11 protein-coding genes and 1 other annotated feature are annotated in these 12,097 nt (G+C 39.0%); of the genes, 2 read left to right on the top strand and 9 right to left on the bottom strand.

Translation table 11 applies throughout. From position 1 onward, the window contains the following. Window positions 1–42: 42 nt before the first annotated feature. Entirely contained in the window at window positions 43–1,434 is a 1,392-nt protein-coding gene (gene asnS / locus FD29_RS04260; RefSeq protein WP_057887720.1) for an asparagine--tRNA ligase, read from the bottom strand. Window positions 1,435–1,494: 60 nt separating this feature from the next. Next, window positions 1,495–1,730 (bottom strand) — a binding site (T-box leader). 87 nt (window positions 1,731–1,817) lie between these two features. Here asnS and FD29_RS04255 point away from each other — a divergent pair. Beyond that, window positions 1,818–2,411 carry an alpha/beta hydrolase gene (locus tag FD29_RS04255; RefSeq protein WP_083477770.1) on the top strand — a complete coding sequence of 198 codons (594 nt, stop codon included), beginning with the start codon at window positions 1,818–1,820 and terminating at the stop codon, window positions 2,409–2,411. 28 nt (window positions 2,412–2,439) lie between these two features. Here the strand turns inward: FD29_RS04255 and FD29_RS04250 are convergent, their stop codons facing one another. From FD29_RS04250 to FD29_RS04215, 8 genes are all read right to left on the bottom strand, one after another. After that, window positions 2,440–4,200 carry an ABC transporter ATP-binding protein gene (locus FD29_RS04250; RefSeq protein ID WP_057887719.1) on the bottom strand — a complete coding sequence of 587 codons (1,761 nt, stop codon included), beginning with the start codon at window positions 4,198–4,200 and terminating at the stop codon, window positions 2,440–2,442. Window positions 4,201–4,377: 177 nt separating this feature from the next. Then, window positions 4,378–5,481 carry a lactate oxidase gene (locus FD29_RS04245; protein ID WP_057887718.1) on the bottom strand — a complete coding sequence of 368 codons (1,104 nt, stop codon included), beginning with the start codon at window positions 5,479–5,481 and terminating at the stop codon, window positions 4,378–4,380. A 164-nt stretch (window positions 5,482–5,645) separates the two neighbouring features. Continuing rightward, complete coding sequence (locus tag FD29_RS04240) at window positions 5,646–6,818, bottom strand: cation:proton antiporter (RefSeq protein ID WP_057887717.1); 1,173 nt, start codon at window positions 6,816–6,818, stop codon at window positions 5,646–5,648. A gap of 207 nt (window positions 6,819–7,025) precedes the next feature. Beyond that, entirely contained in the window at window positions 7,026–7,979 is a 954-nt protein-coding gene (locus FD29_RS04235; RefSeq protein ID WP_057887716.1) for a zinc-binding alcohol dehydrogenase family protein, read from the bottom strand. 129 nt (window positions 7,980–8,108) lie between these two features. Beyond that, window positions 8,109–8,435 carry an AzlD domain-containing protein gene (locus FD29_RS04230; RefSeq protein ID WP_057887715.1) on the bottom strand — a complete coding sequence of 109 codons (327 nt, stop codon included), beginning with the start codon at window positions 8,433–8,435 and terminating at the stop codon, window positions 8,109–8,111. After that, on the bottom strand, window positions 8,422–9,129 hold the full coding sequence (locus tag FD29_RS04225) for an AzlC family ABC transporter permease (RefSeq protein WP_057887714.1): 708 nt from the start codon (window positions 9,127–9,129) through the stop codon (window positions 8,422–8,424). Before FD29_RS04225 ends, FD29_RS04230 begins: the two co-directional genes overlap by 14 nt. 133 nt (window positions 9,130–9,262) lie before the next feature. Then, window positions 9,263–9,874: a putative quinol monooxygenase gene (locus tag FD29_RS04220; RefSeq protein ID WP_057887713.1), complete on the bottom strand. Its 612-nt coding sequence runs from the start codon at window positions 9,872–9,874 to the stop codon at window positions 9,263–9,265. 11 nt (window positions 9,875–9,885) lie between these two features. After that, window positions 9,886–10,473: a maltose acetyltransferase domain-containing protein gene (locus FD29_RS04215; RefSeq protein ID WP_083477769.1), complete on the bottom strand. Its 588-nt coding sequence runs from the start codon at window positions 10,471–10,473 to the stop codon at window positions 9,886–9,888. A gap of 232 nt (window positions 10,474–10,705) precedes the next feature. Here FD29_RS04215 and FD29_RS04210 point away from each other — a divergent pair, with 232 nt between their 5' ends. Further along, window positions 10,706–11,749, top strand: coding sequence for a zinc-binding dehydrogenase (locus FD29_RS04210; RefSeq protein WP_057887711.1), 1,044 nt, complete (start codon window positions 10,706–10,708; stop codon window positions 11,747–11,749). The last annotated feature ends 348 nt before the right edge of the window (window positions 11,750–12,097 follow it).

The raw sequence follows: 12,097 nt of genomic DNA, 5'->3' as shown, positions 1-12,097 counted from the left end.
CGTTGAACGAAAAATTCGTCCAACGATTTTTTATTTTACTAATTAGAATTCAGCATTACCTGGTGTTCTAGGATAAGGAATCACGTCACGGATATTTTCCATACCTGTGATGTACATAACAAGTCTTTCAAATCCGATACCGAAACCTGAGTGAACTGTACCACCGTACTTACGTAATTCTAAGTACCACTTGTAGTCGTCTTCGTTCATATCAAGTTCAGCCATTCTCTTTTCAAGAACGTCCAATCTTTCCTCACGTTGTGAACCACCGATCAACTCGCCGATTTCAGGAACTAACAAGTCAGCTGCAGCAACAGTCTTGCCGTCGTCGTTAGCACGCATGTAGAAGGCTTTGAAGTCTTTAGGATAGTCAGTGATGAAGACAGGCTTCTTGTAAACTTGTTCTGACAAGTAACGTTCGTGTTCTGAATCAAGGTCAAGACCCCAGTAAGGTTTAACTTCAAATTCAACGTCAGTAGCTTTTTCCAAGATGTCGATAGCATCTGTATAAGTAACGTGAGCAAATTCTTCACCAGCAGTTGCCTTCAAGCGGTCGATCAAGGTGTTGTCGACGTTTTCGTTCAAGAAATCGAATTCTTCTTTAGCATTGTCCATGACGTAGTTGATAACGTATTTGAGCAATTCTTCTGAGCAGTCCATTTCATCTTTAAGATCGGCGAAAGCCATTTCTGGTTCGATCATCCAGAATTCTGAAGCGTGACGGCCAGTGTGCGAGTTTTCAGCCCGGAATGTAGGACCGAATGTATAAACGTTTCTGAAGGCCAAAGCAAATGGTTCAACTTCCAGTTGACCTGAAACAGTTAAGTTAGTTTCTTTTCTAAAGAAGTCTTCGTTGTAGTCGATCTTACCTTCATCAGTCTTAGGAATATTGTTCAAATCAAGCGTTGTAACTTGGAACATTTCACCGGCACCTTCAGCATCAGAACTGGTGATAATTGGTGTGTGTACGTAAACGAAACCATTGTGTTGTAGGTATTCGTGAATAGCAAAGGCAGCTAGTGAACGGATACGGAAAACAGAATAGAAAGTGTTAGTTCTGGGACGAAGGTGAGCAATTGTTCTCATATATTCGTATGAGTGAGCCTTCTTTTGTAGTGGGAAATCAGCATCAGAAGCGCCTTCTTCAACTACTTCTGTAGCGTGAATTTCAAATGGTTGTTGAGCCTTAGGTGTTAGTGAAACAGTTCCGACAACTTTAAGAGTTGTACTGATTGGGAACTTAACAACTTCAGCGTAGTTTTCCATGTCGCTTGTGATAACGACTTGAACATTCTTGAAGAATGAACCGTCATTTAATTCAATAAAGCCGACACGCTTTGAACCTCTAATAGTACGGATCCAACCATGAAGAGTTACTTCATCGCCGTCTGCAAATTCTTTTTTGTATAAATCTTTAACTAAAACGTCTTGCATAGATTTCTCCTTTGTCATTTTGGAATACTATAGACCAAAAAAAGATCCTTCATCCCCTATAAAAGGGACGAAAGATCTTTCCGCGGTACCACCCAAGTTTTTTGTAAAAAAAACACCTCAAAGCACATTCATATGCTCTCCAATTGTAACGCATTGGGCCACGTCTGTACCTACTCTTATTATTTCAGCCAGAAGAAACAAAGATGTTTTTCCTATATACCGACACGTTAAGTTCTCACTAATCTTAACTCCCTGTGGATAAAGTATATAGTACTCCTTCTTTTAATATCTTATATATTAATTTTCTTAAATATAGCATATTTTCAGACCGCTTGCAAAGTACAATAATCTAAGTGAATACCCAATTATAAGGAGTCCTAAAAATGAAAAAATTTAAACGTTGGCTACTTGGCAGCTTAATTGTCCTGTTGGCCATTTGTTCGATTATCTTGCTAGTCGTCAAAAATAAAGAATATCAGCCATCAAATACTGCTCAACAAGCTTCTTCAACTAGCACAGTCGTTGACAACACAATCAAATTCAGTGGCGACGATTCTAAACCGATGGTCATCTTCTATCCGGGTGCTTTAGTCGAACCAAAGAGTTATAGTATCTGGGCGCAAAAAGTCGCTCAAGCTGGCTTTTCCGTTTACATCGTCCGTTTTCCCTTAGATCTAGCGGTTCTCAATGCCAACGCCGCTAAAAAAATTCAAAAAAATCATCAATATATTATCGGTGGTCATTCTCTTGGCGGTACCATGGCCAGTCGTTATGCCAAAAATAATTCTCAAAAACTCTTAGGAGTCTTTTTCCTAGCCAGCTATCCTGAAAAGAAAGGCGACTTACATGAAACTAATGTCCCCGTACTTTCATTAACCGCTACCAAAGACGATGGCAATACCAAATTGTTTTTTAAACAACCAAGCAAACTTAAAGAGCCGTCTCAAAACTCGATTACGGTCTTTGTGCGACAGTGAATGAATCTCATCCAAAGTCTTTTTATCCTCATCTTCCATTATTTAACCTCCCCTCTAGTTCAGCATTCTTGGCTTGCAAGTTGAACGTATCAGCGTACCAACCTGGTTTAGCTAAGAGTTCTTCGTGCGTACCTTTTTCAATGATCGTTCCGTGGTCGACGACGATGATCTCATCAGCATTTTCCACTGAACTCAAACGACTAGCTGCAATGATCGTGGTACCGCTTTTACGATTCTTAGCGATCCGTTGTTCAATATTCCGCTCAGTTTTGGAGTCGACCGCTGACAACGAATCGTCCAAAATCAACAGCTTAGGATCACTCAAAATGGCTCTGGCGATTGCTAAACGTTGTTTCTGACCACCAGAAAGCGATACACCCAATTCGCCTACTTGCGTATCATAGCCTTCAGGCATTTGCTTGACGTCGTCTGCCAAATCAGCGACAAAGCTTGCTTGTTCAACTTCTTTTTGACTTGCCTCGATACGGGCGAAACGAATATTGTCTCTGATATCGGTTGAGAACAAGAAATTAGTTTGTGGAACATAACCGATCGTATCCAAGTAACTATTCAGTTCATATTTGCGAATATCGATCTTACCAACCGTGATCGAACCATCATAGTGGTCAAAATCTCGCATCAACAAACTGATGATGGTTGACTTGCCACCACCGGTTGGACCTACCATTCCTAGTGTCTGCCCAGATCCTAATTTGAAATTCACATTATGCAATGCGATTGCTTGGTCGTCTGGATAGTGAAATTTGTCGATTCGAAAATCTAATGTCCCATTTGGTACCGTCGTAAAAGCATTTTTAACTTTAACTAGTGATGACTGCTCTGCTAGCAATTCATTGATTCGGTCGTAACTAGCTGAACCACGTTCCAACAAATTGAACAGACTGCCGACGGCATACATTGGCCACATCAATTCAGCCATGTAAGTAATGAAAGACACCAACTGACCAATTGTGATCCGTTGTTGAATGACCGCTAGACCACCAAAGATGATCGTTACAATATAAGACAACCCCATGATCAAGGTCGTCAAAGGATCAAACATCGCATCGAGTCGATAAGACTTCTTATTAGCTTGAATATTTTCTTCAACATAATTGTCGAAATCTTGCTCGTCCTCTTTTTCTTGACCTAGAGCGCGCAAAACTTTTAAACCTACGACACTCTCTTGAGTTTTATTGTTAATGCTCGAAAAAGCCGCTTGGGCATCTTTAAAAGCTATATGGATTTTTCCACCCAACACGTTAGCCATGACTGCCAATAACAATAAAGGTAACACAGCCCACAGAGTCATTTGCCAATCAACGAACATCCCCATCGCTAAGATCATTGAGGTTCCGGTAATAAGTGAATCTGCCAAGGTCAAAATACCTGGTCCGGCAACATCACGGACGGCATCAATATCGTTAGTAGCGTGGGCCATCAGATCACCTGTCCGCCACTTCTGATAAAAAGTCGTATCCATCTTCATAAAGTGTCGAAATAACCGACTCCGCAAATCACGCTCTAAAACAAACGAACTCCCATAGATCATCTTTTGCCACAAAAAGCGCAATAAATATTGAATGATGGCAACGACAAATAGCACAACCATATTGGTAACCAAAAACTTAGTCGTCATCTGTCTTTTACTGACCGCATCCACGACGTTTCCGATGATCCGTGGTGGAATGACATTACAGATGGCCACTAAAATCAGTGCGATCACACCGATCAAATACTGCTTCCACTGGTGTTTGAAAAACCAGCTCAAACGAGAAAAAATCCCCATATTTATCTCACCACCTAATATCCCTTTTTAACTTTGAGTAAACTTTACACCTTTGAGTTGACTTTAAGACAAGTGATAAGCCTTAAAATCTCGAATAAAACGTTTCCAAAGCACAAAAAAAGTAATTTTCCTAATATTTAAGGAAAATTACTTTTATTTTTATTATTTAATTATTTATTAATAATACAGATCAGTATTCTTAACTTCGTTGATAGTCTTGGTACCAGCAAGTTGCATCGTGATCGACAATTCCATATTCAAGTGATCGATAACATCAGTAACACCTTGAGCACCACCGAGATTTAGACCATAAATAATTGGACGACCAATAGCAACTAAGTCAGCCCCACTAGCCAAAGCCTTGAAGACATGTTCGCCACGACGTACACCACTGTCAAAGACGATTGGTACACGTTTGTCGACACGATCAGCAATATCAGGCAAAACATCAAATGAAGCAGGTCCACCATCTAGTTGGCGGCCGCCGTGGTTAGAAACCCAAATACCATCAGCACCGAACTCAATGGCCAATTCAGCATCATCTGGTGATTGGATACCTTTAACAAAAACAGGGAGTCCTGACATATCCTTAATCTTTTGGATATCTGCAGGTACGATACCTTGTTTAGCTGAAGCATAAATTTCTGAAATTCCCTTACCTTCGCCGTCACCAGCTGAATAACCAGCCAAGTTAGGCATTGGAAGTGGGAATTGGAACTTATTGATGACATCAGCTTCACGATAACCACCCAAAGTTGAATCAACTGTCAAAACAATAGCTTTAACGCCAGCAGCAACAGCCTTCTTGATCAAGAATTCGTTGAACTTGTCATCTTTACTCATATATAGTTGGAAGAATTGTGGTGCATCAGGTGCAGCAGCGGCCGCATCTTCAACCGAAGTACTTGCGTAAGTACTGATTGAGAATATTGAACCAGCAGCAGCAACACCTTTAGCAGTATCAGTTTCACCCTTAGCATGTGCCAAACCTTGAGCAGCTGATGGTGCTTGAATAATAGGAGTTTTGAGATCAATGTCCCATAACTTCGTACTTAAATCAGCGTGGTCGATACCTTGGATCACACGGGGCATGATCTTAGCTTTGTTGAAAGCTTCGGTATTCTGTTTCATGGTGTACTCATCCTCAGCACCGCCACGGATATAGCCAAAAGCTCCCTTTTCATTACTCATGTGGTCTTGAACACGTTTTTCTAGACTTGCAATATTAACGATTTCTACATGATTTTCAGCAGTACTTGCTTCATACTTTTTCTTATTCATCAATAAAATCCCGACCTTTGTACGTAATTATTTTTTAACAAGGATCAGTTTAACCTACATTTGTAAATTATGCTTAAATTTATACTCAAAATATCAATTTATTTTTCGATATTAATGAAATAAATTATTTTATGAAGCACTATTTTATATTAGAAGTTTGGGATTCAATTATTTTCTTCTTTTGAATCTTCCTTACTGAGAATTTTATTAAAGATGACTGGGCAAACTAGACAAGTAATGATGGCGGCTAAAGTAATCGCACCAGACTGTGCCGTGGTAATCAGTTTCAAATTACGTCCTACTTGCAAGATTGGCAAAACCAAGGTAATGGTGGTTGATGTCACAACTGCGGCGGCTACGGCATATCTGCGTCCGAAACGATGGCGAAAGGCTCCATAAACAGCTGCCTTTGACATGATAAAGGCAATCAAGAACACTGGAATCAAAATCAACGAACTAGGATCAGTAAACAAAGTCCGCAAATTCAAATTAACTCCGGTTGTGATGAAAAATACCGGAATAAAAAATCCGTAACCCATCGAACTCAATTTTTCTTCCGTATCAGGTTTTGGCTTTAACAGTTTCATAACTGCACCGGCTAAGAATGAACCCAAAATACTTTCAGCACCAATTTGTTGGGCAAAAGTTACCAAAGTAAAAATCAAGAAAAAGGCTAGACGAATATCCAATTGTGTCGTTGATTTGTCGATTTTATCAAAGAAAACATAGATTCGATTGAACCGACGCAACAAAACAATGGCGATGATAAAAATCACTGGCAAGCCCAAAACAGAAATATAATTCTGTTGTTCAACCGCTGAATAAATTGTCAACGCAACCAACGGAATGAATTCACCAAAAGCAGCCGTTAGTAAAATTGTCTGTCCGTAATTCGTATTAAGTAGTCCTACTTCTTTGAGCAGTGAAATGATCACTCCTAAAGCAATGGTACTGAACAAAATAACTGCCAAGACAAAGTCCGTGAAAACATGCGTATAATACAAAATTCCACTGAGAATCATCGACATTACAAAGATACTGACGAATCCGGCAAACGATGTGCCCAGTGGCGAATATTCAGACTTATCTTTTTTAGGCTTGAGCAACGAAAAATCGATCTCCATCCCGCCCAAAAAGATCAACATAATAACACCCAAGTTAGCGATATATTGCAAACTGGTATCTGGATGAACGATATTGAGACCCGTTTTACCGATGATTATTCCCATAATAATTTCTGAAATGGATGTTGGCATTCGTGTCAAATGAAACCTGGCCGTAATCAATGGTGTCAAAAGTGCTGCAAACAACACAATCAACAATGCAAATTTTTCCATAATTATCCCCTCTTATTGAGTTGATAGTATAACACTTTTATTAATATCCAAAATCAAAACCACTTAATATCTGTTTAGAATTATTTATTTTTCTTCTTCCCGCCTTCCATGACAAGTAATTTAAATCTCTTTAAGATTGCATAAAAAAAGGTCATCCAGCTGATTTTTGGATGGCCTATTGGTATATCTAAATGACTTATGTATCTATTATTTATTAACTACAACTACTTTACCGATGTTGTGATTGCTTTCCAAATATTCGTGAGCTTCTCTAACTTTATCCAAAGTAAAGACCTTAGTCGGCGACACTTCAACGTGATACTTACGAATATAATTCAGCATCTTGTTCAATTTAGCACTGTTGACTGAACCGGACTCAAACGAAGTCAAGTACGCACCACCGTGAATATCGGCAATTGGATCAAAGTCGTCCATGTACCACTTGCCACCAAGTTCACCTGTATTGCAGACGATACCTTGAGGAACTACATGTTTGAATGTATCTTTCAAAGTAGCTGGACCAACTAATTCCAATACTTTAGTAAATTGAACTTTCGTCTTCAATTTACCATGTTTATCTTTAACGACATGATCGTACCCAGCATTAAGCAACATTTTCTCCTTCTTCATACTTCTGACTGAGGCTGTCACTTTGATTTCTGGATATTTGGCTTTGATCAATCTCAACGCGGCGATCCCAACGCCACTAGCCCCTGAACGAATCAAAACACGGTCGGTCTCTTGTAAACGTAAAGTTTTTAATGACCCATAAGCTGTAAAGAACGTCTCAGGTACAGCAGCTAAATCAGCCCAATCAAGCGTTGTTTCAACCGGATAGATCTGATCATTAGGCAACAAAACATATTCGGCATAAGAACCATCAAACGCGCGTCCCATCTCGCCCATGATTGAAATAACTTTTTGACCTTCTTCAAGGTGGGGACTGGTACTTTTATCAACTACACCGACACATTCAATACCTAAGATTCGAGGGAATTTCACCGATGGTGACAATCCTTCACGCGTAAAGATTTCTGAGTGATTGATGCCAAAGCCCTTTACTTTGACTAATGACCAACCTGGCTTAGTTTTAGGAATGGGAACTTCCTTATACTTTAAAACTTTGGGACCGCCAGCCTTTTTAACAACAATTGCTTTCATATTATTCACTCCAAACTTAATATAATTAAATCAATTGTATTATATGTGCGAAACAATGGTAGGAATAATAGCTTGATTCATCGTATATAGTCAAAAAAAGCCATCTAGTTTTTCTAGATGACCGACATATTAAACTGCTAATCTTACTAATGCTAACGAAATAATTCCGACAATCACGATCAACAATAATTTTTTGGTTAAAATTGCTGTCAAAACCGTTGGAATTGAAGCAATCAAATTCTCATAATTAACTTGAGGTAAGTGACCGATATGCTGTGTGAACAAACCTTCAAACCACAAGGCCGCCATGATCGTTATTGGCACAAAGCTCAAAAACTCCACTACTTTAGCTGGCAAATTGAACTTCTTCAATAAGACGAACGGTAAAATTCTGGACAGCCAAGTTACCAAACCACAGGCGATCAAGGTGAATAAAACAAACTCAGTTGATTTCATGTTTTAAGATCACCCCTAACGCACAACCAATCAAGGTTACTACTAAAATCAATAGATCACTGGAAATAAAAATAAGTCCAAAATAAACTAATGGCAACATCAGTAAGACAATAATCAACTGCACCTTGAGTTTGATCGACTTGTCACTGATCATTTGTAAATACAATAAACCAATAAACATAGCGGTGATAGCAAAATCCAAATCAAAGCGCTTGGGATCAGTAATAACTTTGCCCAACATTGCCCCCACAGCTGTTGAAGCAGCCCAAACCAAGTAAGCCATCACGTTGACAGTATTGAACCACTTGAAATCCAATTTACCATCGGTAAAATTCAACTTATTCATACTCAAAGCAAAACTCTCATCCGTAATCAGGCTACCAAGAAAGATATTTTCAAACATCGAATTCTTTTTGAAGAAATTAGCCGTCGTCATACTCATCAAGATCATTCGTGAGTTGACCAAGAAAACCGACAATACGATCGAGATCATTGGTGTACCAATCGCTAACAAACTAACCAAAATGAATTGAGCCGAACCCGCATAAACGATCAAAGACATCAAGGTTGCCATCCAGACGCTCATCCCAGCAGCTGCTGCTACGATCCCAAAAGAGATTCCAATTCCGATGTAACCAAAGACTGTTGGTAAAGTATCTTTAACCGCACTTTCAACACTTAAACTGTCGTCCATAAATTATCCCCCCTTAAAGTGTAAAACATTATAATAATTTTAATTTACTTATATGTCAATTAGAAATGAAAATTGTAATAAAAAAGCCTTGATTTCAATATTTATAAACTGAAATCAAGGCTATTAATGTTTCTTACAAGTTATATTCAATATTTGGTCGATTGACCATTGTATCAACTATTAAATCTCGTTTAGTTTTGGTTATCTGAAATTTTTGAATCAATTGTTGCATAGCTGAATTATCCGTAGGGTTCACTTCCAAACTTATCCATTTACCCTTTTGCTTATTTTTAGTCGCCACGTAGACAGCCGTACCAATATCATTGGTCGTAAATTTCTTTAAGTTGTTTTGAAACTCATCTGCATCACTATTCAAAGTAAATTCACTCAAAACCATGTGTTCGTTTTTCCCATTAGTTTTAATCGAATCAGTCGTCATTATCAATTCAGGATGTAATTCAAACATTTCCCGACCCGTCAAAACCTTTTGAGCTAACTGACCGTATTGCTTGAATTGTGGCGAATCCGCATGAATTTGATAATGGTTCATGTCTTGATAAAGTTCGAAGACAAAATTGCTCTCGCCTAATTCATCATCATGCGTTGCATACATCATTAAAGTACCTGGTTCATTTTCAAAGGAAGTAAACATATTATGCGTACCCTCACTGGCAAAAGCTGGCTGATCTTGCTGCGCAATCGTTAAATGATACATTCTAAAAATCGGTGCTTGAGTCAATTTCATTGTCCATCCCCCTATTTTAGTGGTGCTAATTGTTTGATAACTTTAGCTGGAACACCACCAACAATACAGTTATCTGGAACGTCTTTGACTACTACGGCACCGGCTGCAACTACAACATTGTTGCCAATATGCACACCACCGATGACCGTCACATTGCCACCGATCCAAACGTCGCTACCAACGCTGATGGGTTCTGTATAAGTGATTAGATAGCGACTGCCATCAGGACGAGTTCCAAATCTTTTAGTAGCATCGAGTGAGTGTTCACCACAATAAAATTTAGTATCCGGAGCAATGATCACACGGTCACCTAATGTGATTTTATTGGAATCTTGAAAATAACAATTGCCATTGATAAAAACATCGTCGCCCAAACTAATATGATCGCCATAAATAGCTCCAAATTGGCCATTGATCGTCAAGCGTTGGCCAATTTTATGAAATAATTTTTCTATGGCCTGTTGACGTTTGTCGGGGTCAGTTTCAGTATTGATTGTTTGTACAAGTTTACGTCCATTAGCCAGCATCTCTTGTAATTTTGGATCGCGATAGTCGTAATCCAAACCTGCTAATAATTTTTCATGTTCTGTCATTATCATTATTGATCTATTCCTTCCAATCATCTTACTGACACAAGCATAAACGTCTAATATAAGTATGTCTAATGCCTATATTGAAATATATAGTATAGAAAAAGCGAATAAAAAAATAAATTATTATTTATTTTTCCATGAATTCAAATATCATGGTACTGTTAAGTAGTAAACGGTTTCTCATCTCAAATAATCACTGGGATATTTATTAATAAATTCGAAAAGAGGATATTTTTATATGAAAACAGCAACATTCGTTAAACCAGGTCAAATGAGAATCGACAATGTCGACAAACCTACCATTCAAAAACCTGACGACGTCATTATCAAAGTTATCCGTGCTTGTGTCTGTGGATCAGATCTCTGGGCTTATCGTGATTTAGAAGATAAAGCCAAGGATTCTGAAAACTCCGGTCACGAAGCTATCGGAATAGTTGAAGAAGTCGGTTCTGACATTACGACTGTCAAAGCCGGCGACTTCGTTATCGCACCATTCACACACGGTTGTGGCCACTGTCCTGCCTGTTTAGCTGGATTTGACGGCGATTGCCAAGAACACACTGACAATTTCAGTAATGGCGACCAATCTGAATATATCAGATTCCAACACGGTCAATGGGCTTTAGTTAAAGTCCCTGGCCAACCAAGCGATTACTCTGAAGGTATGCTCAAGTCATTGTTGACCCTAGCTGACGTTATGGCTACTGGTTATCACGCTGCTAAAGTCGCCAATGTCAAAGCTGGCGATACTGTCGTTGTTATGGGTGATGGTGCTGTTGGCCTCTGTGGTATAATTGCTGCCAAATTATTGGGTGCCAAGAAGATCATTTCTACAAGCCGTCACGCTGACCGTCAAGCTCTAGCTGAAAAATTTGGTGCTACTGACAACGTTGCCCAACGTGGTGATGAAGGTGTCGAAAAGATTTTAGCTTTAACAAATAACGCCGGTGCCGATGCCGTTCTCGAATGTGTCGGAACAGAGCTCTCTACTCAAACAGCTCTAAAAGTTGGCCGTCCCGGATCTGTCGTTGGCCGTGTTGGTTTGCCACACACTGCTAAAATGGACGTTACAACACCGTTCTACAAAAACATTATCCTAGCCGGTGGTCCTGCTTCCGTAACAACTTATGATAAGCAAAACTTACTCAAAGCTGTTTTGGATGGTGAGATCAATCCCGGTTTGGTCTTCACTAAGAGTTTCAAACTCGATGACATCAACGATGCTTACCAAGAAATGGTCGATCGTAAAGTTATCAAATCATTTGTGATTGTTAACGACTGATATGATTAATTAAATATGCCGCCTTCCGATCAAAAGCTGATTGGGCTGGAACGTAGTGAGCACGACTTGGAGCCAATTTAAAAATTGTCTTCAAGCTCGGCAGTAATCTAAGCCAGCACAAAACGCTGACTAAGATTAAACCACTACTGAGCCCATCAGCTTTTGCTCTCCAGGCTAGGGTTTTCGTTGTTTAGTTGGTATATATAGTATTTGAGTAAAGTTATTATCTAGATAAATATAATTTTGAATATAAGAAGACCGTAATTCCTAAGTTAATTAAGAATTACGGTCTTTCTTGTGTAATTTAAATTTTTACTGATAAATATTCAATATTTAATAAAATTACCG

Origin of the sequence: Companilactobacillus mindensis DSM 14500, assembly GCF_001434275.1 — a bacterium.
Classification (GTDB): Bacteria; Bacillota; Bacilli; order Lactobacillales; family Lactobacillaceae; genus Companilactobacillus; species Companilactobacillus mindensis.
This window is presented reverse-complemented; position numbering and strand designations above follow the sequence as displayed.